Below are 24,139 nucleotides of genomic sequence, written 5' to 3' on the forward strand. Positions count from 1 at the left end.
GCGGCCCTCGCGGGACGGAATTAGCGATTGAAGCCCGCCGCCCGAATCCGATTCCGGTTTGTTCTGCTTCGTCCGGCTTTGCCTCGCCCCGTTAAGAATTGTGGCGGAGATGAGCTGTGGACGAAGGAGTCCTGGCTTGTGGACGGACTCGGGACCCCGTTGCGCAGATTCCGCAAATCACATCACTTGATCCGCGACAGGCCCGCGTTGATCCGAGGGGATAGCGAGAGCGACCCCAGGGATCGCCGTAGCGACGTGAAGGGAGCGCGCGCCGGGCCAACCGCGTGCGTATCAAAGACAACAAGAAGGCAAGAGGTCGAGACGGCATGTCCCTGCTCGAAGGCACTATCGATTCCAAGAACCATCCGCTCGCGGTGGTCGAGGATATCGCTGCCAGCAACAACTGGCCGTTCGAACGCTCCGGCGAAGACGAACTCACGATTGTCTCGAAGGGACAATGGACCGACTACCAGCTCTCCTTCACCTGGATGGGCGAGATCGAGGCGCTGCATCTGGCCTGCGCCTTCGACATGAAGATTCCGCTGCCGCGCCGGAGCGAGGTGCAGCGGCTCGTCGCGGCGGTCAACGAGCAATTGTGGGTCGGCCATTTCGACCTATGGACCAACACCGGCATGATCATGCACCGCCAGGCGCTGGTGCTGCCGGGCGGGCTCACCGCCTCGACCGCGCAGTGCGAAGCCATGCTCGCCGGCGCCATCCACGCCTGCGAGCGTTACTTCCCGGCGTTCCAGTTCGTGGTGTGGGCCGGCAAGACCACCGCGCAGGCCATGGACGCGGCGATGTTCGACACGGTGGGCGAGGCGTAAGGCGCCTCTCGAGAAGTGAGGGAGCCAGAGCTCTCCCCTCATCGTCGTCCTGGACCAGCGACGCCGGCGCGAAGCGCTGTCGTCGCGCCGATCCAGGACCCATACCGCGAGGTGCCCGTGTGTGGCACAGCGCTTGTTGCCAACACCTCCATCCACTAGAACCACTTGGGGTAATGGGTCCTGGCTTTCGCCAGGACGACGGATTTGGCAGCAGCGATGGCGAACAACACCCTTCAAAACATCACCGGCACCATCCTCCTCGCCGGCGCCGGCAAGATGGGCGGCGCGATGCTGACCGGATGGCTGACGGGCGGGCTCGATCCGCGCCGCGTCGCCGTGATCGATCCGCACGTCTCGCCCGAGATCGCCGCGCTTGCGGCCAAGGGCGTTGCGCTCAATCCCGACGTGACGACCGTCGGCACGATCGAGACGCTGGTCGTCGCGGTGAAGCCGCAGATGTTCCGCGAGGCCGGCGTCAAGCTGAAACCATTCGTTTCGGACAAGACGTCGGTGGTCTCGATCATGGCGGGCACCACGATCGCCTCGCTTCGGGACGTCTGCGGCGGCGCCGTGGTGCGTGCGATGCCGAACACGCCGGCTGCGATCGGCCGCGGCATCACCGTCGCCGTCGCCGCACCAGACGTCAGCTCGTCTCAGCGCGCGGTGGCCGATGCGCTGCTGCGCGCCACCGGCTCGGTGGAATGGGTCGAGGATGAAGGCCTGATGGACGCGGTCACCGCCGTCTCCGGCTCGGGCCCGGCCTACGTGTTCCTGCTCGCCGAGGAGCTCGCGCGCGCCGGCGTCGAGGCGGGCTTGCCCGAGGCGCTGGCGACCAGGCTCGCGCGCGAGACCGTCGCCGGCTCCGGCGAGCTGCTGCACCAATCCGAGCTTGCATCCAGCACGCTGCGCCAGAACGTCACCTCGCCCGGCGGCACGACCGCTGCGGCCCTTGGCGTGCTGATGGGCGAGCCCGGCCTGCGCGAGTTGATGATCCGCGCGATTGCGGCGGCGACGCAGCGGTCGAAGGAATTGGCGAAGTAAGCAGGTGCCGTAGGGTGGGCAAAGCGACAGCGTGCCCACCAACTTCATCGCGGTCCCGGAAAGATGGTGGGCATGGCGCTACGCGCCTTTGCCCACCCTACGACGTCGTGCCCGCGGCTAGCCGCTTGTTGAACATCTCGACATTGACGAGACCGCGCGCGTGGCGGCCCTCGCCGAGCTTGCGGGCACCCTCGAACGCCTCGACCTCGAAGCGGATGACGCGGCGCTCGACCGCGACCACTTTTGCATTGGTCCGCACCGTGGCACCGACGAGAGCGGCGGCGAGATGGCGGATGTCGACCTCGGTGCCGACGGTGACCCAGCCCGGCTGGAGTGCGGAGCGGATCGCATCACCCGATGTCATCTCCATCTCCAGGATCATCATCGGCGTCGCGTAGACCATGGGCATGCCGGGCACGAAGTACCCGACCGTGCGCTCCACCGGCACCACCAGCATGCGCTCGGCGCTCATGCCGATTGTGATGAAGTCGCGTGCGTCCATCCTGCCTCAAACTCCGCTGTCGTCCCGGCCTAGTGCGCAATTGCGCACGGGGGCCGGGACGACGGTTGTGATTGTAGCTGCGGCTGCACTACGAGCCCCAGCGTCGGCTACTTCTTCGCAGCCGCCGCGCGCTCCACGAAGGTCTTGCCGCCCTTCATCTTATGGCGCAGCGGGGCTTCGTTGATCTGGATGACGACGGCATCGGCATCGACGCCGAGATTTTTCACCAGCGCCTGGGTGATGTCGCGCATCATGCCGGCCTTCTGCTCGTCGGTGCGGCCTTCGGCCATGCTGATGGTGATCTCAGGCATTTTTCTCTCCCTTGCGGCCGAACACCGGCCATTGACGGCCGCCATCAAACAAGACGTGGCTGCCTGGGACAAGCCCAGGCATGACGGCGTCAGCGAATGGCTAGCCCCAGCTCACGTCATGGCGCGCCAGGACCTCGCGCACCTTGGCGACGAGATCGGTCTCGCTGCACGAGAACTGCGCCGGGCGGCTCTCGCGCCATTCCTGGTTGGAGGCGATCGCGGCGGCGGCCTTGGCACCCTCGATCAGGTCCTTGATCTGCACCTCGCCGCGCGCCTTTTCATCCGAGCCCTGGATGATGACGCAGGGCGCGTTGCGGCGATCGGCAGATTCAAGCTGATTGCCCATGTTCTTGGGATTGCCGAGATAGAGCTCGGCGCGGATGCCGGCAGTGCGCAAGGATGCGACCATCTTCTGATAGTCGGCGACGCGATCGCGGTCGAACACAGTGACGACGACGGGGCCGAACTCCGGCCGCGTGTCGAGCTTGCCGAGCAGCGTCAGCGCGGCCTGCAAGCGAGAGACGCCGATCGAGAAACCGGTCGCCGGCACCGGCTCGCCGCGAAAGCGCGAGACGAGACCGTCATAACGTCCGCCACCACCGACCGAGCCAAAGCGCACCGGGCGGCCCTTTTCGTCCTTGGTGTCGAGGAGAAGTTCGACCTCGTAGACCGGGCCGGTGTAATATTCGAGGCCGCGCACGACGGAGGGATCGATCTTGATACGATCCGCGCCGTAACCCGAGGCCGTGACCAGCTTGGCAATCTCTTCAAGCTCGCTCACGCCGGCCTGACCGACTTCGCTCTTGGCGAGGTAGGTTTCTGCCGCGGCAATTGCCTCTTTCCAATCGTCGCGCGGCTTGGTGATGGCAAGAACAACGTCAGCCTCCGCGGCGCTCAGATTGGCGCCTTTCGTGAAATCGCCCTTGCCTTCTTCGCCGCCATCCCACCGTCCGGGACCGAGCAGCTTGCGCACTTCATCGGCGGAAAACTTGTCGAGCTTGTCGATCGCGCGCAGCACGGTCAGCCTGCGTGCCGCATTCTCATCACCGCCGAGCCCGATGGCTTCCAGAACACCGTCGAGCACTTTTCGGTTGTTCACCTTCACGACATAGGAGCCGCGCGCAATCCCGAGCGCTTCCATCGTATCCGCCGCCATCATGCAGATCTCGGCATCCGCCGCCGGCGTGGCCGAGCCGACCGTGTCGGCATCGAACTGCATGAACTGGCGGAAGCGTCCGGGGCCGGGCTTCTCGTTGCGGAACACGTAGCCGGCGCGATAGCTGCGATAGGGTTTTGGCAGCGTGTCGAAATTCTCGGCGACATAGCGGGCGAGCGGCGCGGTCAAATCGTAACGCAGGCTGATCCACTGCTCGTCGTCGTCCTGGAACGAGAACACGCCCTCGTTCGGACGGTCCTGGTCGGGCAGGAATTTGCCGAGTGCGTCGGTGAATTCCATCGCCGGCGTCTCCACCGGCTCGAAGCCATAGAGTTCGTAGACGGCGCGGATCTTCTCGACCATCTCGCGCGTCGCCCGGATCGCGGCGGGATCGCGATCCTCGAGCCCGCGCGGCAGGCGCGCCTTCAGTTTCTGGGGTTTTTTGGGTTTCTCGGCCATCCGCGGCGTTTACCAGCCGACGCGGGATGCGGCAACCGCTGGCTTTGCTCGCCGCGCTAGCGGCGAGACGGGTGAGGGGTTCTATCCGCGGAAGCAGACACCTCATCCGGCGCGCCATAGCAGATGCGAAGCATCGGCGTTCTCGAGAACGGCGGCCGAAGGCCGCCTATGCCACCTTCTCCCACAAGGGGAGAAGGAAGAGCGCAGCCGAGTACTCCGCCTCAAAACACCTTGCGGATCCAATTGTGCGGATCGTTGGTGCGGCCGTACTGGATGTCGACGAGCTGCTTGCGCAGGCCCATGGCGACGGGGCCGGCCGCGCCGCCGCTGATGTCGAAATCGCCGCTGACCGAGCGCACCTTGCCGATCGGCGAGATCACGGCCGCGGTGCCGCAGGCAAAGGCTTCTTTCAACCTGCCGCTTGCGGCGTCCTTGCGCCACTGGTCGAGCGAATAGGGCTCCTCGCGCACCGTCTTTCCGGCATCGCGGGCGAGCGTGATGATGGAGTCGCGGGTGATGCCGGGCAGGATGGTGCCGAGCGGCGGCGTCGACAGCGAGCCGTCGTCGAACACGAAGAACACGTTCATGCCGCCGAGCTCCTCGATGTAGCGGCGCTCGACCGCATCGAGGAACACGACCTGATCGCAACCATGCTGGATCGCTTCGGCCTGGGCGCGCAGGCTCGCGGCATAATTGCCGCCGCACTTCACCGCGCCGGTGCCGCCGATGGCTGCGCGCGTGTAGTTCTCCGAAACCCAGATCGACACCGGCGCAGGTCCGCCCTTGAAATAGGAGCCGACCGGCGAGGCGATGACCGCGAAGATGTATTCGGAGGACGGCTTGACGCCGAGGAAGGTCTCGCTCGCGATCATGAAGGGGCGCAAGTAAAGACTGCCCTCGCCGCCCGGCATCCAGGCGCGGTCGATGCGCACGACCTGCTCGACCGCCTCGATGAAGACGTCCTCGGGCAATTGCGCCATCGCCATGCGGTCGGCCGAATCCTTGAAGCGCCGCGCATTGGCATCGGGGCGGAACAGGTTCACGCCGCCGTCGTCGCGCTTGTAGGCCTTCAGGCCCTCGAAAATTTCCTGGGCGTAATGCAGGACCGCGCCGGCAGGATCGAGCTGGAAGTTGGCGCGCGCCTCGATTCTGGCCTCGTACCAGCCGCCCTTGGCCTGGTTGTAGCGAACGATCGCCATGTGATCGGTGAAGACCCGCCCGAACCCGGGGTCCACCAGCTTGGCGATGCGGTCCTTCTCGGGAGTCGGATTGGATGCGGGCTGGATGTCGAATGTCATACTCATGTCCTTGGCTCCCGCTGCCGGTATCGGCGCTGTTCTGGCACCGCCTGCCCCTGTTCGGGGCCGGCTGGCTTCATTAGGTGTCTGTCTGGACCACCGCCAGCCTTGTTACGGCCGGTTTCCCGTGGCCAGCATGTCGCCGAGGACATGCTTTTGCCGAAGGCGGAAGTCCAGTATGTTTTGCCGAAATGCCGCTCGACAATCGCACGGTAGATCTGATCGCCCGTCGTCGCCTGTCCGGCTCTTTCCGCCGTTCCTGCTTCGACGCTGCCCGTCGCGAAACGATCTAAAATTTCGTGCGGGTCGATCGTTTTGTAACATTGAACCCAAGATACGTCAATATGCCTGACATAAATTTCGTAAATCCCTCTCAAGATGCCGCCGAGCCTCGGCCGGCCGCAGGGGATGGAGGCAATTTGCGCTGGGATATCATCGAGCTGCTGTTCTTCGCCTATCGCGATTTCGTGGGCGATCCCGACCAGGAGCTGGAAGCCTTCGGCTTCGGCCGGGCCCATCACCGGGTCATGCACTTTGTCTATCGCTATCCCGGCCTCAAGGTCGCCGATCTCCTCGACGTCCTGCGCATCACAAAACAGTCGCTCGGCCGTGTGCTCAAGCAGCTTCTCGACGAGGGCTACATCGTGCAGAAGACCGGCGACAATCGACCGTCGCCAGCGCCTGCTCTACGCGACGCCAAAGGGCGAAGCGCTGGTGCAGAAGCTTGCCGGGCTCCAGACCACGCGGATCACCAAGGCGCTCGCCGAGATGGGTCCGCAGGATGCCGAGACCGTCAAGCGCTTCCTGCGCGCGATGATCGACCGCGATGATCCGGACAAGGTGCTCGAGACGATCTTCGCTTCCGTCAACCAAGACGCCGAGGAGTGACCGTGCCGCTCGCTGCCACGCTCGCCCGCCCGCCGGTGCAACCCGCCGACGATGCCCCGCATCTGCTGCTGGTCGACGACGACCGCCGCATCCGCGATCTGCTCTCGCGCTTCCTCGCCAGCGAAGGCTACCGCGTTTCGACCGCCGCCAGCGCCAGCGATGCGCGCGCCAAGCTCACCGGTCTGCATTTCGATCTGTTGATCCTCGACGTCATGATGCCCGGCGAGACCGGGTTCGAGCTCGCCCGTTTCATCCGCACCTCGTCCTCGGTGCCGATCGTGATGCTGACGGCGCGGCACGAGGCAGAAGCGCGCATCGAGGGCCTGCAAATCGGCGCCGACGACTATGTCGCAAAACCGTTCGAGCCGCGCGAGCTCGCGCTGCGCATCAACAACATCCTCAAGCGCGCCGCACCGCCGCCGCAGGCCGCGACCGTGGAGAAGATCGCCTTCGGACCCTATGTCTACCATCTCGACCGCGGCGAGTTGCGCCAGGGCGATGAGGTCATCCACCTCACCGACCGCGAGCGCGAGATGCTGCGCATCCTCTCGGAGACGCCGGGCGAGACCGTGCCGCGCAGCGCGCTCACCGGCAACGGCAGCGTCAACGAGCGCGCCGTCGACGTGCAGATCAACCGCCTCAGGCGCAAGATCGAGACCGATCCCGCCAATCCACTGTTCCTCCAGGCGGTACGCGGCATCGGCTACCGACTGGTGGCCTCGCCTTAAACCGCAGTGAAGCGCGACCGATGAGCACGATCGATACCGGCCTGACGCTTCTGAAGAGCGCCGCCGGCCGCGTCTCCGCCGCCAATGGCTGGATGGGCAACGCATTCAAGGGCTGGATGCCGACTGGCCTCTATGCTCGCGCGCTGCTGATCATGATCGTGCCGATGGTGATCCTGCAATCGGTCGTCGCCTTCGTGTTCATGGAGCGGCACTGGAACACGGTGACGCGCCGCCTGTCGGCCGCAGTGGTGCAGGACATCGCCGCGCTGATCGACGTCTACAAGGGCTATCCGCAGGACAAAGATCGCGACCAGATCCGCCGCATCGCCCAGCAGCGGCTCGGCCTCGTCGTCGATTTCCTGCCCGCCGGCGACATGCCGCCGCCGGGACCGAAGCCGTTCTTCTCGCTGCTCGACCAGACGCTGTCGGTGCAGCTCGGCCGCCAGATCGGGCGTTCGTTCTGGATCGACACCGTCGGCCGCTCCAACCTGGTCGAAATCCGCATCCAGCTCGACGATGCCGTGATGCGCGTGTTCGCGCAGCGCAGCGCCGCCTATGCCTCGAACTCGGAGATCTTCCTGTTCTGGATGGTCGGCACGTCCTCGATCCTGCTGATCGTCGCCGTGCTCTTCCTGCGCAACCAGATCAAGCCGATCCTTCGGCTCGCCGATGCCGCCGAAAGCTTTGGCAAGGGCCGCGAGGCGCCGAACTTCAGACCGCGCGGCGCGCGCGAGGTGCGGCGCGCCTCCGTCGCCTTCCTCGAAATGAAATCGCGCATCGAGCGCACGATGGAGCAGCGCACCGCGATGCTCGCCGGCGTCAGCCACGACCTGCGCACCATCCTGACCCGCTTCAAGCTCGAGCTGGCGCTGATCGGCGACAGTCCCGAGCTCGAGGGCATGCGCAAGGACGTCGACGAGATGTCGATGATGCTGGAGGATTACCTGGCCTTTGCCCGCGGCGATTCCGGCGAGCAATCGCAGCCGACCGACATGGCCCAGGCCCTGGAAGAATTGCGCAGTGACGCCGAACGCCACGGCCACACCGCGACCGTCGCATTCCACGGCCTGCCGGTGGTGACGGTGAAGCCGGCCTCGTTCAAGCGCTGCCTCGCCAACCTCGTCACCAACGCCGCACGCTACGGCAAGGCCATCGCCATCACCGGCCAGCGCGATCACCGTTATCTCATCGTCACTGTCGACGACGACGGGCCCGGCATTCCCGCGCATTTGCGCGAAGAGGTGTTCAAGCCGTTCCTGCGGCTGGATAACGCCCGCAACCAGGACGAAGGCGGCACCGGCCTTGGCCTCGCGATCGCCCGCGACATCGCCCGCTCCCATGGCGGCGACATCACTCTCGGCGACAGTCCGATGGGAGGATTGAGGGCAAGCGTGCGGATTCCGGTGTAGGCGGCTTCTTCACCTCTCCCCGCTTGCGGAGAGGTCGAATTCGATCGCAGATCGAATTCGGGTGAGGGGGTACAGGTCTCACAAAAATCTCGTTCGCGGAGAGAGGCCCCTCACCCCAACCCTCTCCCCGTAAGAACGGGGCGAGGGAGCGCACCGGTTGCGCGGTGAGTGCGTCTACTTCGGCAGCAGCGCCTTCAGCTTATCGACATCGCGCACGTTCATCTTGAAGCCGCCTGGCATCACGATGTCGCCGGGCTTCTGGTCCGGCTTGCAGGCCCCTAACCATTTGGCTTGGAGCGTCATGGTGCTATCGCGGCCGGCCGCGCCGGCGACGCCGCCTTGCGCATGCGAAGAGGTCTTCACGGTGTAGGCCGAATTGAAATCGCCTGATATCTCGGCATGCGAGGTCGTGCTGACGCCGGCGACGCTGCACTCGGAATCGCTGACATAGCCGGTCGCGGTCTTCTTGATCTCCTGCTTGGCGCAGATCTGCTTTGCCATCGGGGAGACGTTGTTGCTCATCTCCTTGTCGACGGTCTCGTCAGTGCAGTGCTGCATCGTCATCTCGGGCACGGGCGAGCCGGTCGTGACCAGCTTCATTTCCCATAGCCCGGCCTTGCGCATCGGCAGATCGTCGGCGCCGGCTGCGCCTGCCGACAGCACGAGACAAGCGACCGAGCCGAGCAAAGCGAGTTTGCGCGTCATGTGGAAGACTCCCGGCTTGAGAAGCTTTGGGCGTTACGACAACGCCTCAGTAGAGAGTGCGGATCGGCCGCTCGGCGGCGCCATAGGGCACCCAGCGGCAGGAGAACGAGATGTAGCCGCCCTCATAGGCCTGCACCGCGAGGAATTTGACGACCTTGCCGTAGCGCGCGCAATGATCGACCGCGACCTGTCGCGCATCGGCCTGGGTCGCCATCGAATAGGCGATGATGCCGCCGGTGTCGTTGCCCTTGAACGGCGGCACTGGAAGGATATCGGCGCGCGCCGACTGGCTCGCCATCATACCCAAGGCAAGAAGGCCCGCGGCCGCAATGATTCGCATTCCCGTCACTCCAATTGGCTGCCCTCAGTTTACGGTGCCGGACTGGAAGTGAAAAGAACGGAAGCCCTGCCGGCTGCGACGATATGGTCAACTCCTGGCGAAGTGTTGCCGCGCTGCACTTGACCTCTCCCGGCCTTCGCGGCACCGTCCGACCTTCGCAAGACTTTAGCTGTCCGGATTGACCATGCGCGCCCCCTCCCCGAAATCGCTCCGCTTTGCCGCCGTGCTCGGCCTCATGTTCGGGGCGCTATCGCTCGGTGAGGCCAGGGCCGCCAATCCGCTGGAGCTGAATTTCTGGCTGAGCGGACCGCGCTACGACGGCGCCGTCGCCGATTGCGACAAGGCGCTGCCGACGATCGCCAACCAGTTCTGGGAAAAGAAAGCTCGTTCTGGAATTCCTCGCTGAAAATCACCGGCTTCTCCGCCGTCCGCGAAATCGCGTTCCGTCCCTGGCAGTCCGATAACATTCCGCGCCGCTATTGCACCGGCGATGCCCTGCTCAATGACGGCAAGGTGCGCAAGGTGCATTTCTCGATCATCGAGGATGGCGGCTTCGCCGGCTACGGCAATGGCGTCGAATGGTGCGTCGTCGGCGTCGACCGCAACTGGGCCTATAATCCGGCCTGCCGCGCCGCAAAGCCCTGATTCGGGTCGATCTGGCGGCTGAATGGCGGTCGCCTGAATTTTGTTCTTGAAATGTTCTTATCGCCTGCTAGGCTTCCTTGCACAGTCTAGTTGAGGGGCGTCGCCATGTTTCATTCCAGATTGCATTCGTTCTCCCGCCTGGTGATCTCGCTGACGCTTTCCCTGATCCTTGCCGCGGGGCTGGCCTCGTTCGCCAGCGGCGCAAAGGCCCAGGACAAGCGGCAGAACGCGCCGGGCGAGTTCGATTTCTATGTGCTGTCGCTATCATGGTCGCCCTCCTTCTGCGAGGAAGCGGCCGAGCGCGGCGGCCGCTCACAGATGCAGTGCAGCGGACGCCCTTACGCCTTCGTGGTGCATGGGCTGTGGCCGCAATATGAGAGCGGCTTCCCCGAATATTGCCAGCGGCCGGCACCGCGGCTGAACCGCAGCATCGTCTCTTCGATGCTCGACCTGATGCCGGCGCCGGGCCTGATCTTCAACGAATGGGACAAGCACGGCACCTGCTCCGGGCTCGAGGGCCGCAGCTATTTCGAGACGATCCGCAAGGCGCGCGCCGCGATCAAGATCCCGGCAGAATATCTCGATCTGTCGCAGGCCAAGACCGTGGCGCCGGCGGAGATCGAGGACGCCTTCATCAAGGCCAATCCCGGCCTCAGCGATGCCGCCATCTCGGTCACCTGCAACCGGACCCGGCTCTCCGAGGTCCGCATCTGCCTCAGCAAGGACCTGCAATTCCGCGCCTGCGACGAGATCGAACGCCGCGCCTGCCGCCGCGACCAGGTGACGATGCCGCCGATCAGGGGTGGATAGTTCCGGTCATTGCGAGGAGCCCGCGACAAAATTGCGAAGCAATTTTGCGCTGGCGACGAAGCAATCCAAACTGCCTCCGCGGTAAGATTCTGGATTGCTTCGCTGCGCTCGCAATGACAAGGGGTTGGGATCGCGCGAGACAACATAGTCTGGTCCCATGAACTACCGCCACGCCTTCCACGCCGGCAACTTCGCCGATGTCATCAAGCACATCGTGCTGGCGCGCATCCTCACTTATTTGCAGGACAAGCCGGCGGCGTTCCGCGTCATCGACACCCATGCCGGCGCCGGTCTCTACGACCTCGGCAGCGACGAGGCACGCCGCGGCGGCGAGTGGCTGACCGGCATTGCACGGCTGATGCAGGCGCGCCTGTCGAACGAGACCGCGGCGCTGACCAAACCCTATCTCGACATCGTCCGCGCCTTCAATCCGAAGGGAGAGCTCAAGGCCTATCCGGGCTCGCCGCTGATCGCGCGCGGCCTGCTCAGGCCGCAGGACCGCCTCGTCGCCTGTGAGCTCGAGCCGAAGGCACGCAAGGCGCTGATCGACGTGCTGCGCCGCGACGAACAGGCGCGCGTGGTCGATCTCGACGGCTGGATGGCACTGCCGGCCTTCGTGCCACCGAAGGAGCGGCGCGGCCTCGTGCTGATCGACCCGCCGTTCGAGGCCAAGGACGAATTCGAGCGGCTCGGCGAGGCCTTCGCAACGGCTTTCGCGAAATGGCCGACCGGTATCTACGTAATCTGGTATCCGGCCAAGAACCGGCGCGCCACGGACACGCTGGCGCAAACGGTGGCGCGGCTCGCAGCCGCAGCAAAGCCGCCCGGAAAATGCCTGCGCCTCGAATTCAGCGTGGCGCCGCAGCTCGATGGTGCCGCCCTCACTTCCGCCGGTCTTCTGATCGTCAACCCGCCCTACACGCTGCACGGCGAGCTCAAGACGATCCTGCCGGAGCTCGAAATGCCGCTCGGCCAGGGCGGCGCTGCCAGATTCCGATTGGAGGTGCCGAGGCCGTAACACTCCGGCATTCTTGGGAAAAATATGCAGGAGCGGTAGTCAATCTGCGAAGAACCGTATTATGCTGTTGCCGTGACTGGCTTTACGTTCCGCTTCCGCGAATGGTTGCGGCGGAGTGAAGGCCTAAGAAAGATCCGGCCGGGCCGATGAGGTCCGCCCAAGGATGGCCAGCTCCCGGGCTTCGTAAGGTCCGGTCATGTCGTGACGTGAGTTTGCGTCGCGGCGGAGGAGCAATGAGGGGGAGTTTCCCGATGGCCATGACGGGAACGGTCAAGTTCTTCAACGGTGAGCGCGGCTACGGCTTCATCAAGCCCGACGACGGCGGCCGCGACGTCTTCGTTCACATCACCGCGGTGGAGCGGGCGGGACTGAAGGACCTTGCCGAAGGACAGCGTATTACTTTCGAAGTCGAACCGGACAAGAAGGGGAAGGGACCGAAGGCGGTCAATTTGGTCATCCTCTCCTAGCGAGCCTGGCTTAAAAAAATCCCGGCCGCGAGCGGCCGGGAGGTTGGTCCGGTATTTTCTTCTTCAGCTATCAGAAGTGATAGTTCACGCCTGCGCGGACAACGCTGGCGCTATAGCCGTTTGACACGCCCGTAATTGCGAACTGGCTCGTCGACAGGTCGATGTAGAGATATTCGAGCTTGGCGCTCCAGTTCGGCGCAAGGCCGACTTCCGCGCCGGCACCGATGGTCCAGCCGGCGGCGGTGTGCGACTCCGTCCAGCCGAAAGTTTGCGCGCGCAACTCGCCGAAGGCGAGGCCCGCGGTGCCGTAGAACAGCACGTTGCTGAAGGCATAGCCGGCGCGGCCGCGCAGGGTGCCGAACCACGGATTGGAGAACTTCCACGGCGCGAAGGTATCATCGGCACCGGCGGCCTGAATGTCGCCCTCGACGCCGAACACCCAAGGGCCGTTCTGGAAATTATAGCCGGCCTGCACGCCGCCGACGAAACCGGAGGGCTTTGAGGGATTGTTGTCGACCGAGCCCCATTCGTAGCCGATGTTGCCGCCCAGATAAGGACCAGCCCAGCTATACGCATTGAGCGGCTGATTGACGGTATAGGGCGCGCGCTGCCCGTAATTGAGATCGGCGGCCCCTGCCGAAGCTGTCCAGCCGGCTGCAGCCAACGCGGCTGCGCCCACAACGAGCCCCTTCATCACACACTCCAACGCAACTGCCGTCCCGCGCGATGCCTGCGCTGCCGCGCAAGGCCAGACCGCATGGTTACGGAACCACCACTTTTTCGCGTAAGATTTATCGAGAGTTCTAAGTTAAAGGGCTGTTAAGCCGGGTTACCGCGCTGTTAACAGGCTTAAGCAAGCGTTACCGGGAACTGCGCTCGCCATCCTGTGCGTGCACCACCGCCGGAACTTCAAATCGGCACCCCCAGCGCCTAAATTCGCACCATGGTTCACGATTTCCCCGACAACCCGGACGACGCACGCGCGCGCAAACCGGTGCGGGTCACCGCGCCGCACGCCCCGCCCCGGGAAGCGGAAATGGCGCCACCCGACCTCGATCCCGCGACAGCGAGCGGCGACGACGAGGACGATGCGCGGCTGCCGGATATCCTGGAAGAGAGCGGCGCGGTCGGCGAGGGCCCGCTGGCGACCGGTCATGAGGCGATCGAGCGCGCGGTCCGGCTCGCCCCCACCTCGGCCGGCGTCTATCGCATGCTCAATGCGAACGCGGACGTGCTCTATGTCGGCAAGGCCAAGAACGTCAAAAAGCGCCTGTCCAATTACGCGCGCCAGAGTGCGCCGCAGCCGGCGCGCATCCTGCGCATGATCGCCGCCACGGCGACCGTGGAGATCGTCTCGACCAACACCGAGACGGAAGCACTGCTGCTGGAGGCCAACCTCATCAAGCAGCTGCGGCCGCGTTTCAACGTGCAGCTGCGCGACGACAAGTCGTTTCCCTACATCCTGATCACCGGCGACCATTGGGCGCCCCAGATCCTGAAGCACCGCGGCGCGCAGACGCGGCCCGGCCGCTATTTTGGCCCGTTCGCCTCAGCGGGCGCCGTGAACCGCACCATCACCGCACTGCAGCGCGCGTTCCTGATCCGCTCCTGCACCGATTCGTTCTTCGAGAGCCGTACCCGGCCCTGCCTGCTCTACCAGATCCGCCGCTGTGCCGGCCCCTGCACCCGCGAGATCGACTTTCCCGGCTATACGACGCTGGTGCGCGAGGCGACCGACTTCCTCTCCGGCAAGAGCCATGCGGTGAAGCAGGAGCTCGCCGGCGAGATGGAGAAGGCCTCCGGCGAGCTCGAATTCGAGCGCGCCGCGCTCTACCGCGACCGCCTCGCCGCGCTGTCGGCGATCCAGTCGCAGCAGGGCATCAATCCGCGCACGGTCGAGGAAGCCGACGTGTTCGCCATCCACCAGGAGGGTGGCTTCTCCTGCGTCGAGGTGTTCTTCTTCCGCACCGGACAGAACTGGGGCAACCGCGCCTATTTTCCGCGCGCGGAAAAGACGTTTACCCCGGAAGAGGTGCTCGGCTCCTTCCTCGCCCAGTTCTACGACGACAAGCCGCCGCCGAAGAACATCCTGCTCTCGCACGAGATCGAGGAGAGCGAGCTGCTCGCCAACGCGCTGTCGATCAAAGCCGGCCACAAGGTCGAGGTCACCGCGCCCAAGCGCGGCGAGAAGAAGGAGCTCGTCACCCACGCGCTCACCAATGCGCGCGAGGCGCTCGGCCGCAAGCTCGCGGACACTGCGACGCAGAGCCGCCTGCTCGAGGCCATGGCCGCGACGCTAAGCCTGCCGCACGTGCCCAAGCGCATCGAGGTCTACGACAACAGCCACATCCAGGGCACCAACGCGGTCGGCGCCATGATCGTCGCCGGCCAGGATGGCTTCGTGAAGAACCAGTACCGTAAGTTCAACATCAAGTCGGAAGGGCTGACGCCCGGCGACGACTACGCCATGATGCGCGAGGTGCTGGAGCGACGCTTCAAGCGCCTGATCAATCCGCCCGAGGAGGGCCCGGCCAAAGCCAAGGACGACGATTTCCCGCAATGGCCCGATCTCGTCATCATCGACGGCGGCCGCGGCCAGCTCAACGCCGTCCGCGAGATCTTTGCAAATCTTGGCCTGACTCAGGTGTCGCTGATGTCGGTCGCCAAGGGGCCGGACCGGGATGCGGGCCGCGAGACCCTGTTCATGCCGGAGCGCGAGGCGATCAAGCTGGAGCCGCGCGATCCCGTGCTCTATTTCATCCAGCGCCTGCGCGACGAGGCCCACCGCTTCGTCATCGGCTCGCACCGCAAGCTGCGCAAGAAGGACATCCGCGAGGCCGGTTTGCAGGAGATCCCGGGCATCGGCCCGTCACGCAAACGTGCCTTGCTGCATCATTTCGGAACCCTGAAGGAGATCGAGCGGGCCTCGATCGCCGATCTCGGCAAGGTTCCGGGGGTCAGCGCCGAGAGCGCCCGCAGGATTTTCGAGTATTTCCATCCCCAGCCGGGATGAACTAAAGGGGGATCGCGGTCATATGATCGTTGCGTCCGCGCCTCATTGGGGAGCGGAACGGTTGACGTTCAGGCACCAGCGGTATTGGTAGGACGGATGAACATCGCAACGACACGAGGGGCAACCAGGCGCTCGATGTCCCTTCCCAACATCCTGACCTACGGCCGGATCGCCGCGATCCCGGTCGTGGTCGGATGCATTTACGCGCAGTCGATCGTGGACGGGCCGCTATGGCTGCGCTGGGTGGCGGTGGCCATCTTCATCGGCGCCGCGGTGACGGACTACCTCGACGGTTATTATGCGCGAATCTGGAATCAGCAATCGGCGTTCGGCCGGATGCTCGACCCGATCGCCGACAAGCTGCTGGTCGCCTCGTGCCTGCTGATGCTGGCTGCCGACGGCATCATCCATGGCTGGTCGCTGTGGGCTGCCATCGTGATCCTGTGCCGCGAGATCCTGGTCTCGGGCCTGCGCGAATACCTCGCCGCGCTGCGCGTCAGCGTGCCCGTCACCAAGCTCGCCAAATGGAAGACCACGGTTCAGCTCGTCGCCATCGGCTTCCTGCTCGCTGGTCCGGCCGGCGATGAGGTGGTGCCGGTGGTGTCGATGATCGGACTGGCGCTGCTGTGGGCTTCGGCGATCCTCACCATGTACACCGGCTACGACTATTTCCGCGCCGGCATCCATCACCTCATCAAGGAGGACGAGGGATGAAGGTGAAGTATTTCGCCTGGGTGCGCGAGCGCGTCGGCAAGGCCGAGGAGATGATCGAGCCGCCCGCGACGGTGCGCACCATCGAGGAGCTGATCGCCTGGCTGTCCGGCCGGAGCGAGGCCTACGCCTACGCCTTCGAGAAGCCGAAGGTGATCCGCGCCGCGATCGATCATGCCCATGTCAAGCAGGACACCGCGATCGCGGGCGCTCGCGAGATCGCGTTCTTCCCGCCGATGACAGGCGGCTAGGCCATGACCTCCGCTGTCACCACCTGCCCCGTCACAATCCGCGTCCAGGAGGACGATTTCGACATTGCGCGCGAGATCGCGATCCTGACCAAGAGCCGTACCGACATCGGCGCGGTCGTGAGCTTCTCCGGCATCTGCCGAGCCGACGAGGACAGCGCGAAGATCGCCGCGCTCACGCTCGAACATTATCCGGGCATGGCGGAAGAAGAGATCAAGCGTCACGTCGACGAGGCGATTTCGCGCTGGCCGCTGAACGGCGTCACGGTGATTCACCGTGTCGGCCGGTTCATGCCCGGCCAGAACATCGTGCTGGTTCTGACTGCCTCGCAACACCGCCAGGCCGCGTTCCAGGCGGCCGAGTTCCTGATGGATTATCTCAAGACGAGCGCGCCGTTCTGGAAGAAGGAAGAGAGCGAAGCCGGCACCGGCTGGGTCGAGGCCCAGGCCCGCGACGACGAAGCTGCCGCACGCTGGACCCGATCCTGATGGCAAGAGCATCCAAAAAGACCGCGCGCGGTCGCGCCGCGCCAAGACTTGCGAAGGTCGGTCCGGGTGAGCTTCTCACGCTGCTCGATTTCGTCCGCTATGCGGTGAGCCGCTTTGTCGAAGCCGAGCTCGCCTTTGCCCACGGCACGACCGATCCGGTTGCCGAGGCGGCCTTCCTGGTCAGCGAGGCGCTGCATCTCAATCCCGAACAGTTCGAGATTTTTGCCAACGCGCGCGTCACGGTCGCCGAGGGCAAGACCATCCTCGATCTCATCCATCGGCGCGTCACCACGCGCAAACCGGCCGCCTACCTCGTCAACAAGATCTACATGCGCGGCCTGCCCTTCTATGTCGACGAGCGCGTCATCGTTCCGCGCTCCTTCATCGGCGAGCTGCTGGATTCGCATTTCGGCAGCGACGGCGCTGCCGGATCGCTGATCGACGATCCCACGGCCGTCGAGCGCGTGCTCGATCTCTGCACGGGATCGGGATGCCTCGCCATCCTCGCCGCGCATCATTTTCCGAACGCTGCGGTCGATGCCGTCGACATCTCCAAGGGCGCGATCGAAGTCGCCACGCGGAATGTCGGCGAATACGGACTCGACGACCGGATCAGCCTGTATCGCGGCGATCTGTTCGCCCGCTCGGCGATGGACGCTACGACCTGATCATCACCAATCCGCCCTATGTCGATGCCGAAGGCATGGCCGCGCTGCCGCCGGAGTGCCGGGCCGAACCAAAACTCGCTTTCGACGGCGGCGCTGACGGCCTCGACGTGGTGCGCCGCATCCTGCGCGAGGCGCCCGATCACCTGACGCCGGATGGCGGGTTGATCTGCGAGATCGGGCGCGGCCGCGAGCTGGTCGACGAGGCCTTTCCGGAACTGCCGTTGCTCTGGCTGGACACCGAAAACTCCGAGGGCGAGGTGTTCTGGATCGCAGCCGCCGATCTCGGCTGATCCTCTACGGCGGGCCCGCTCCCTCGGAACAAGTCAAATTCCGCCACGTTCATCCCCCGACGAATTTCGTGGCTCTCGGAGGATGTCCGCATGCTCGCGCCATCGGGCGAATTGCTGCGCGCCGGCGTGGCGCTGAAGCTCAACCATCTCAAGCGAGCCACGCAATCGTACTTGCGCGACCGCACCAGCCAGGCCACCGGACGCGCGACGTCCTACGCGGTTGCAGCCGGCCTGTTTGCGGTGGCCGGGCTGTTCGTCATCGCGGCCCTCTTTGTCGGTCTGGTCGCCCTGTATCGCTGGATTGAGATCACCTACGGGCAATTCTGGGGTTTCGGTGCTGTCGGTGCAGTGCTGCTGGTGCTGGCGGCGGTCTGTGCCGGCATCGCCATGACGATGATGAAGCGGCCGGCCAAGCCGGTCGTGCCGCTTGCCAGCCGCGTGCGCGTTGCGATCACCACCCCGCGGAATTCCTCGTGGAACGGTCAAGGAGGCCGTGAAGGAGGTCGCAACGACGATCCCCCTCGTGCCGCTTGCGCCCGGCGAACGCGGTCGTGGCAGCAAAGCCTGGCCGAACCGCGCCAACCGTCCCGTGCAACTGGGCCTGATGCTCGCGGCCGTCGGCCTGGTCGGGCTTACGGCCGCACGCCGGCGGCGCCATAGGCACCGTCTGGAGGCGTGAATGCTGGTACGGCGCTCCGAGCAGATGGACAGCTGGTTGCTGGTGGCGGCCACGGCTGTGTTCGTGCTCACCGCCGAGCGCTACTTCCAGGACTCCGCCCTGGTCCGCTCGGGGCCCCCGCAGGACCACCGTAAAGGAGAGGCGAATTCACCGGAAACCGACCCGGCGCGCGCAGCCGTGCAGCCCGGCCATGGCCGCCGCGCGAAGAGCCCCTTCACGATCCCCTGGGCTGGCTGGAAGGATATCTTCTGGCGCACCTATCAGCGCATCGACGAGGATCGCCTGCTCGCGACAGCGGGCGGCGTGGTGTTCTTCGGGCTGCTCGCGATCTTTCCGACCGTGACCGCGCTGGTCTCGTCCTACGGGCTGTTCGCCGATCCCTCCACGATCAGCGATAACCTCCAGAAGCTGGCGATGATGCTTCCCGAAGGCACCTTCCAGATCGTCGAGGAGCAGGTCGGGCGTGTGGTGTCGAAGGGCAGCACGGCGCTGGGTGCCACCTTCCTGTTCGGCCTTGTGCTCGCGATCTGGAGCGCCAATGCCGGCGTCAAGGCGATCTTCGACGCACTCAACGTCGCCTATGAGGAGCGCGAGAAGCGCAGCTTCATCCGGCTCAATATGGTGTCGCTGGCCTTCACGGTCGGCGGCATCATGGCGCTGTTGCTGATGGTGGCTGCCGTCGTCGCCTTCCCGCTCGCGCTCAATCACCTCGGCCTGGCGCCCGAAAGCAAATTGATCGTGGCGCTGGCACGATGGCCGCTGCTGTTCCTGATCCTGCTCGTGGCGCTCGCCATCCTCTACCGCTTCGCGCCCAGCCGCGATGCGCCGCGCTGGCAATGGCTGAGCCTCGGCGCGGTGATGGCGGCCACCCTCTGGATCGCCGGCTCGGCACTGCTGTCCTGGTATCTCTCGGAATTCGCCAATTACAACGCGACCTACGGCTCGCTCGGTGCGGCGATCGGCCTGATGATGTGGATGTGGGTGTCTGCGATCGTGATCATGTTCGGAGCCGAGCTGAACTCGGAGATCGAACGGCAGACCCTGCGCGACACGACCACCGGGCGCCCCAAGCCGCTCGGAAGCCGCGAGGCCGTTTCAGCCGATACGGTCGGCGCCCCCGCGCCGGCCTGACGCCATGACGGTCCTGAACGCGCGTGCTGGAGGCTGCTATCCCCTCGAATCGACGATGATGTTAAGGTCATGCTGCTTGGGGGAGCATGAGGCGTGACGGGTCGGACAGCGGCCCGTGTTTTCCCGGGTAAGACAGTCAGCTCTTGAGGCGTAACGCGCGGCATGATTCGCATTTCGACGATCTTCATCGCCATCTGCATGGTTCTGGTCGCGGCCTCGCTCGGGCTGATGCTCTATTCGGTGGCCGGCATCAGCAGAACCGAGTCCGCGATCGTAGCGCTGACCGCGCTGACCTTCCTGATCCTCTACAACGCGGTGTCGATGCGGCTGCGCGACCGCAGCGACGTCGGCGGCCAGATCGCCGACCTCTCGCGCGGCACCGCCGACCTCGCCCGTCAGGTGGCCGAGTTCGGCCGCCGGCTCGCGGCGGTCGAGGGACGCATCGCCTCGTCCAATTCGACCAATTCCGACCGCATCCAGTCGGTGGTCGGCGAGATCAACGAGCTCGGCGGACTGGTCAGGCAGCTCGCGACCACCGTCTCGGCGCATGAGGACCTGCTGGCTGGCGGCGCTCCGGTATCAGCCGCAAGCCCGGTCGAGAAGCAGGAGCCGGTGGCGCCGCTCGACCTGATCGCGACGATCGACGAGCGGCCGGCTGCCCCGTCACCGTTGCCCGTGGCGCCCCCGCCTCCCGCAGCGCAGCCGCGGCCCGCACAGGCGGCCCCAACCCAGGTCGCCAACGGCCGCAACCAGACCCAATTGCTGGCGACGCTGCGCAACGCGATCGACGAGAACCGCATCGACATCTTCCTCCAGCCGATGGTGACGCTGCCGCAGCGCAAGGTGCGGTTCTACGAGGCCGTGACGCGCCTGCGCGACGAGCGCGACCAGCTGATCGCCGCCGAGGAGTTCATCAGCATCGCGGAAGCCTCCGGGCTGATCGGGCGCATCGACAACATGGTGATGCTGCGCTGTGTGCAGGTGCTGCGGCGCCTGATGGTGCGCAACAAGGATGTCGGCGTGTTCTGCAATGTCGCGGCCTCCACGCTCGGCAATTCCACCACCTTCGCGCAATGCCTCGACTTCCTCGAAGCCAACCGGGCGCTGGCGCCCTCGCTGGTGCTGGAGTTCAAGCAGTCGACCTTCCGCAACCTCGGCCCGGCCGAGACCGAGAATCTCGCCGCACTCGCCCAGCGCGGCTACCGCTTCTCGATCGACCATGTCACGGATTTGCGCATCGAGCCGCGCGAGCTCGCCGACCGCGGCGTACGCTTCATCAAGGTGCCGGCCACGCTGCTGCTCGATCCGAAGCAAGCCTCGGCCTCGGACATCCACCCGTCCGACCTCTCCGATCTGCTCGGCCGCTTCGGCATCGACCTGATCGCCGAGCGGATCGAGGGCGAGCGCGCGGTGGTGGACCTGCTCGATTATGACGTGCGGTTCGGCCAGGGCTTTCTGTTCGCACCGCCCCGGCCATTGCGGCCGGAAGGGGCATCTGCTACCGGCGGGGCCGCGCCGACCCAGGCGCAGGACATCCAGGGATCCAATGGCTCCGGCACATCCAGCTCAGGCGCGACGTCTTCAGCGCCTCCGCCACAACGCATCACCGGCAACGCGGCGCTCGCGCGCCGCATCTGATCGGCCGCGCGCATCATGACCACGTTGCATTTTGCCGAAAGCCTGCGCGAGCTCGTGGGTGGCGTTGACGTCGTGCTCAGCGACATCTGGGGCGTGGTCCATAACGGTCTCGAATCCTTCCCCGAGGCCTGCGAGGCGCTGCATACCTATCGCAGCCGCGGCGGCACGGTGATCCTGATCACCAACGCGCCGCGCCCGGCCGACTCCGTGCAGCGGCAATTGCGCAAGCTCGGTGTCGCGGACGAGACCTATGACGCGATCGTCTCGTCGGGCGACCTGACGCGGCTCTATGTCGCCGAGCATCCCGGCCGCAAGATGTTCTGGCTCGGCCCCGAGCGCGACAACTCGATCTACCGTGGCCTCGATGCGACGACCGCGCCGCTGGAGGAAGCCGATTACATCGTCTGCACCGGCCTCTATGACGACGAGACCGAGACGGCGGAAGACTATCGCGGCATGATGCTGAAGGCGCGCGAGCGCAAGCTGACGCTGGTCTGCGCCAACCCCGACATCGTGGTCGAACGCGGCGACCGGCTGATCTATTGCGCCGGCGCCATCGCCGAGCTCTATCGTGAGCTCGGGGGCGAGGTGATCTTCTACGGCAAGCCGCACCGGCCGATCTATGAGCGCGCGATGGCGCTCGCCGGCGAACGCCAGGGACACCAAATTGATCGCAAAAAGGTCTTGGCGATCGGCGATTCCGTCCGCACCGATCTCACCGGCGCGCGCGAGTTCGGCATCGACTGCCTGTTCGTCACCCGCGGCATCCATGCCGAGGAGTTCGAGGGTCTCGACCAGCTCGACCCGGCATCCGTGATGGAATTGTTCGGCCATCCGCCGAAGGCGCTCATGCGCGAATTGAAGTGGTGACACGACCACGAGCTTGGACGAATTGCAGGGCTCCAGACCTCGTCATGGCCGAGCTTGACCCGGCCATCCACGCCGTCCTTCGCATGTCCAGGAACGTGGATGCCCGGGACAAGCCCGGGCATGACGATCTCAATGGATGACTGTTTTCAGGCCAGGTGCCCTTACGCGCTCGCCATGTCCGGGAAGACCGCCTCGATCTTGGTCTTCAGCGTCGCCGCGTTGAACGGCTTGACGATGTAATTGTTCACGCCGGCCTTCTTGGCCGCGATCACGTTCTCGGTCTTGGACTCGGCCGTAATCATGATGAAGGGCGTGGTGGCGAGGTTCGGATCCGCGCGCACTTCGCGAAGGAGGTCGTAACCCGTCATCGGCTCCATGTTCCAATCGGAGATCACGAGCCCGTACTTCTTGCCGCGCATCTTGTTCAGCGCTGCCGAACCGTCGCTGGCATCGTCGATGTTCTCGAAGCCAAGCTGCTTCAGCAGATTCCTGATGATACGGATCATGGTGCTGTAGTCGTCCACCACCAGAACCGGCATCGACAAATCAACCGCCATCTCGACTCCCCCAACGCAAACCCAGGAATATTACGATCGGACCTGCCAGGCCCGAAGCCCGGCAGTTCCACGCTCAAGGACTAGCATCAAGGCGTTAAACAGCGCGTTAACTGCGGACGCCCCCAAAGGACTGAAATCGTGTTCGATGTCCCGGCTCCCCCGCTTGACTTCGTCAGGCCGGTCGAGCCACGGTCCCGACCTGTCCCGCCGCTTCGAGAATTCCCCTGATGGCTCCGCATTTTACCGTCATCCGCGACACCACGCCGGACTCTGCGATTCCGAGGGGCGCCGTGGTCGCCATGGGCAATTTCGACGGCGTCCATCTCGGTCACCGCGCCGTGATTGCGGCCGCCCTGGAAATGGGCCGCGCGCATGGCCGCCCTGCGCTGGCATTGACCTTCGAACCGCATCCGCGACGGTTTTTCAGCCCCAACACCCCGCAATTCCGCCTTACGGATGAGCCGGCCAAACTGCGGCTTTTGGCCGGCACCGGCCTTGCCGGCGCCGTGGTCATGACTTTCGACAAGGCGCGCGCCGGAACCAGCGCGCAAGACTTCATTCACCATGACCTGATCGGACGCCTCGGCGTCAGCGGCATTGCCGTCGGTTACGACTTCCATTTCGGCAAAGGTCGCGTCGGCTCGCCGAGCCTGCTGGTCAACGAGGCGCCCCGGCTCGGCATCGAGGTCGACGTGCAGCCCCATGTCGATATCGACGAGCGGCCGGTCTCCTCCAGCGCGATCCGGATCGCCCTCGCCGAGGGCCAGCTCGACGAAGCCACCACCATGCTGGGAGCCCCCTGGTTCATCACCGGCGAGGTGATCCACGGTGAGAAGCGCGGCCGCGACCTTGGCTATCCCACCGCCAACATCCGTCTGGACGCCAATTGCGGCCTGAAGCACGGCATCTACGCCGTGCGGGTCGGCCGCGGCGCCGAGCGCCTCGACGGCGTGGCGAGCTTCGGCCGCCGCCCGACTTTCGACAATGGCGCGCCGCTGCTGGAAATCTTCCTGTTCGACTTCAAGGGCGATCTCTACGGGCAGGCGCTCGACTGCGCCTTCGTCGGCTTCATCCGCGAAGAGCTGAAATTCGACAGCCTGGAGGCCCTGATCCGCCAGATGGACGACGATTCCGCCCGCGCCCGCGCCATGCTGGCCGCCGCCCCGGACGCGTTTCCGAAGCTTGGCGCGATCGATTAAGCCGGAAACCGGGCCACCCGAACCTTTGCGCTTCCCCCGCCC

24 protein-coding genes and 4 pseudogenes are annotated in these 24,139 nt (G+C 65.2%); 19 read left to right on the forward strand and 9 right to left on the reverse strand.

The window, feature by feature from the left end:
* The first annotated feature begins 326 nt into the window (after positions 1-326).
* Positions 327-827 (forward strand): YbjN domain-containing protein, encoded by a 501-nt coding sequence (locus tag ACSKB8_RS15900; protein ID WP_128947327.1) that lies wholly within the window; start codon positions 327-329, stop codon positions 825-827.
* A 216-nt stretch (positions 828-1,043) separates the two neighbouring features.
* Positions 1,044-1,868, forward strand: coding sequence for a pyrroline-5-carboxylate reductase (gene proC, locus ACSKB8_RS15905; RefSeq protein ID WP_438105129.1), 825 nt, complete (start codon positions 1,044-1,046; stop codon positions 1,866-1,868).
* A gap of 97 nt (positions 1,869-1,965) precedes the next feature.
* On the opposite strand, the gene ACSKB8_RS15910 is transcribed toward proC, so the two are convergent.
* The 5 genes from ACSKB8_RS15910 to ACSKB8_RS15930 all read right to left on the reverse strand — a co-directional run bounded on the left by ACSKB8_RS15910 (position 1,966) and on the right by ACSKB8_RS15930 (position 6,112).
* On the reverse strand, positions 1,966-2,370 hold the full coding sequence (locus tag ACSKB8_RS15910) for a thioesterase family protein (RefSeq protein ID WP_438105130.1): 405 nt from the start codon (positions 2,368-2,370) through the stop codon (positions 1,966-1,968).
* Positions 2,371-2,477: 107 nt separating this feature from the next.
* A complete protein-coding gene (locus tag ACSKB8_RS15915) occupies positions 2,478-2,726 on the reverse strand; it encodes a tautomerase family protein (protein WP_128937147.1) in 249 nt (82 codons plus the stop codon).
* 55 nt (positions 2,727-2,781) lie between these two features.
* Positions 2,782-4,296, reverse strand: a complete 1,515-nt coding sequence (gene hisS / locus ACSKB8_RS15920; RefSeq protein WP_438105132.1) for a histidine--tRNA ligase — start codon at positions 4,294-4,296, stop codon at positions 2,782-2,784.
* A 221-nt stretch (positions 4,297-4,517) separates the two neighbouring features.
* On the reverse strand, positions 4,518-5,600 hold the full coding sequence (locus ACSKB8_RS15925; protein WP_128931431.1) for a branched-chain amino acid aminotransferase: 1,083 nt from the start codon (positions 5,598-5,600) through the stop codon (positions 4,518-4,520).
* On the reverse strand, positions 5,597-6,112 hold the full coding sequence (locus ACSKB8_RS15930; RefSeq protein WP_438110887.1) for a hypothetical protein: 516 nt from the start codon (positions 6,110-6,112) through the stop codon (positions 5,597-5,599). The genes ACSKB8_RS15925 and ACSKB8_RS15930 overlap by 4 nt, the downstream gene beginning before the upstream one ends.
* Between ACSKB8_RS15930 and ACSKB8_RS15935 the strand changes: the two are divergent.
* The 3 genes and pseudogenes from ACSKB8_RS15935 to ACSKB8_RS15945 all read left to right on the forward strand — a co-directional run bounded on the left by ACSKB8_RS15935 (position 6,014) and on the right by ACSKB8_RS15945 (position 8,619).
* Positions 6,014-6,482 (forward strand): annotated as a pseudogene (locus ACSKB8_RS15935) (MarR family winged helix-turn-helix transcriptional regulator). The gene ACSKB8_RS15930 and the pseudogene ACSKB8_RS15935 sit on opposite strands and share 99 nt — an antisense overlap.
* The gene (locus ACSKB8_RS15940) at positions 6,479-7,210 is read left to right on the forward strand and encodes a response regulator (RefSeq protein ID WP_438105134.1); all 732 of its coding nucleotides are present in this window, start codon (positions 6,479-6,481) and stop codon (positions 7,208-7,210) included. Before ACSKB8_RS15935 ends, ACSKB8_RS15940 begins: the two are co-directional and overlap by 4 nt.
* A 20-nt stretch (positions 7,211-7,230) precedes the next feature.
* Entirely contained in the window at positions 7,231-8,619 is a 1,389-nt protein-coding gene (locus ACSKB8_RS15945) for an ATP-binding protein (protein WP_438105136.1), read from the forward strand.
* Positions 8,620-8,793: 174 nt separating this feature from the next.
* On the opposite strand, the gene ACSKB8_RS15950 is transcribed toward ACSKB8_RS15945, so the two are convergent.
* Positions 8,794-9,324: a DUF3617 domain-containing protein gene (locus ACSKB8_RS15950; RefSeq protein WP_438105138.1), complete on the reverse strand. Its 531-nt coding sequence runs from the start codon at positions 9,322-9,324 to the stop codon at positions 8,794-8,796.
* A 46-nt stretch (positions 9,325-9,370) separates the two neighbouring features.
* Positions 9,371-9,664 (reverse strand): hypothetical protein, encoded by a 294-nt coding sequence (locus ACSKB8_RS15955; RefSeq protein ID WP_091886779.1) that lies wholly within the window; start codon positions 9,662-9,664, stop codon positions 9,371-9,373.
* 184 nt (positions 9,665-9,848) lie between these two features.
* On the opposite strand from ACSKB8_RS15955, the pseudogene ACSKB8_RS15960 reads away from it, so the two are divergent.
* The 4 genes and pseudogenes from ACSKB8_RS15960 (at position 9,849) to ACSKB8_RS15975 (ending at position 12,604) form a co-directional block, all read left to right on the forward strand.
* Positions 9,849-10,309: pseudogene (locus ACSKB8_RS15960) on the forward strand (hypothetical protein).
* A 105-nt stretch (positions 10,310-10,414) separates the two neighbouring features.
* The gene (locus ACSKB8_RS15965; RefSeq protein ID WP_438105140.1) at positions 10,415-11,119 is read left to right on the forward strand and encodes a ribonuclease T2 family protein; all 705 of its coding nucleotides are present in this window, start codon (positions 10,415-10,417) and stop codon (positions 11,117-11,119) included.
* Positions 11,120-11,276: 157 nt separating this feature from the next.
* Positions 11,277-12,137: a 23S rRNA (adenine(2030)-N(6))-methyltransferase RlmJ gene (locus ACSKB8_RS15970; protein ID WP_438105142.1), complete on the forward strand. Its 861-nt coding sequence runs from the start codon at positions 11,277-11,279 to the stop codon at positions 12,135-12,137.
* A 251-nt stretch (positions 12,138-12,388) separates the two neighbouring features.
* Positions 12,389-12,604 carry a cold-shock protein gene (locus ACSKB8_RS15975; protein WP_008544396.1) on the forward strand — a complete coding sequence of 72 codons (216 nt, stop codon included), beginning with the start codon at positions 12,389-12,391 and terminating at the stop codon, positions 12,602-12,604.
* A 70-nt stretch (positions 12,605-12,674) separates the two neighbouring features.
* On the opposite strand, the gene ACSKB8_RS15980 is transcribed toward ACSKB8_RS15975, so the two are convergent.
* The gene (locus tag ACSKB8_RS15980) at positions 12,675-13,298 is read right to left on the reverse strand and encodes an outer membrane protein (protein ID WP_438105146.1); all 624 of its coding nucleotides are present in this window, start codon (positions 13,296-13,298) and stop codon (positions 12,675-12,677) included.
* A gap of 249 nt (positions 13,299-13,547) precedes the next feature.
* On the opposite strand from ACSKB8_RS15980, the gene uvrC reads away from it, so the two are divergent.
* The 9 genes and pseudogenes from uvrC to ACSKB8_RS16025 all read left to right on the forward strand — a co-directional run bounded on the left by uvrC (position 13,548) and on the right by ACSKB8_RS16025 (position 22,341).
* Positions 13,548-15,617: an excinuclease ABC subunit UvrC gene (gene uvrC, locus ACSKB8_RS15985; protein ID WP_438105148.1), complete on the forward strand. Its 2,070-nt coding sequence runs from the start codon at positions 13,548-13,550 to the stop codon at positions 15,615-15,617.
* Positions 15,618-15,713: 96 nt separating this feature from the next.
* Positions 15,714-16,331: a CDP-diacylglycerol--glycerol-3-phosphate 3-phosphatidyltransferase gene (pgsA, locus tag ACSKB8_RS15990; protein WP_091886795.1), complete on the forward strand. Its 618-nt coding sequence runs from the start codon at positions 15,714-15,716 to the stop codon at positions 16,329-16,331.
* A complete protein-coding gene (moaD, locus tag ACSKB8_RS15995) occupies positions 16,328-16,579 on the forward strand; it encodes a molybdopterin converting factor subunit 1 (protein ID WP_091886798.1) in 252 nt (83 codons plus the stop codon). Before pgsA ends, moaD begins: the two co-directional genes overlap by 4 nt.
* A gap of 3 nt (positions 16,580-16,582) precedes the next feature.
* Positions 16,583-17,065, forward strand: coding sequence for a molybdenum cofactor biosynthesis protein MoaE (locus ACSKB8_RS16000; RefSeq protein ID WP_438105150.1), 483 nt, complete (start codon positions 16,583-16,585; stop codon positions 17,063-17,065).
* Positions 17,065-18,023: pseudogene (gene prmB, locus ACSKB8_RS16005) on the forward strand (50S ribosomal protein L3 N(5)-glutamine methyltransferase). Before ACSKB8_RS16000 ends, prmB begins: the two are co-directional and overlap by 1 nt.
* 90 nt (positions 18,024-18,113) lie before the next feature.
* Positions 18,114-18,702, forward strand: a pseudogene (locus tag ACSKB8_RS16010) (phage holin family protein).
* Positions 18,703-19,833 carry a YihY/virulence factor BrkB family protein gene (locus tag ACSKB8_RS16015; protein WP_438105151.1) on the forward strand — a complete coding sequence of 377 codons (1,131 nt, stop codon included), beginning with the start codon at positions 18,703-18,705 and terminating at the stop codon, positions 19,831-19,833. It begins immediately after the preceding pseudogene.
* A 162-nt stretch (positions 19,834-19,995) separates the two neighbouring features.
* Positions 19,996-21,471, forward strand: a complete 1,476-nt coding sequence (locus ACSKB8_RS16020) for an EAL domain-containing protein (protein ID WP_438105152.1) — start codon at positions 19,996-19,998, stop codon at positions 21,469-21,471.
* A gap of 15 nt (positions 21,472-21,486) precedes the next feature.
* Entirely contained in the window at positions 21,487-22,341 is an 855-nt protein-coding gene (locus ACSKB8_RS16025) for a TIGR01459 family HAD-type hydrolase (protein ID WP_370986316.1), read from the forward strand.
* A 161-nt stretch (positions 22,342-22,502) separates the two neighbouring features.
* Here ACSKB8_RS16025 and ACSKB8_RS16030 read toward each other — a convergent pair whose 3' ends face one another.
* Entirely contained in the window at positions 22,503-22,898 is a 396-nt protein-coding gene (locus tag ACSKB8_RS16030) for a response regulator (protein ID WP_008567674.1), read from the reverse strand.
* Positions 22,899-23,125: 227 nt separating this feature from the next.
* Here ACSKB8_RS16030 and ACSKB8_RS16035 point away from each other — a divergent pair, with 227 nt between their 5' ends.
* A complete protein-coding gene (locus tag ACSKB8_RS16035; protein WP_091886817.1) occupies positions 23,126-24,097 on the forward strand; it encodes a bifunctional riboflavin kinase/FAD synthetase in 972 nt (323 codons plus the stop codon).
* The last annotated feature ends 42 nt before the right edge of the window (positions 24,098-24,139 follow it).

This window comes from Bradyrhizobium sp. BR 1432 (genome assembly GCF_051547705.1).
Lineage (GTDB): Bacteria > Pseudomonadota > Alphaproteobacteria > Rhizobiales > Xanthobacteraceae > Bradyrhizobium > Bradyrhizobium zhanjiangense.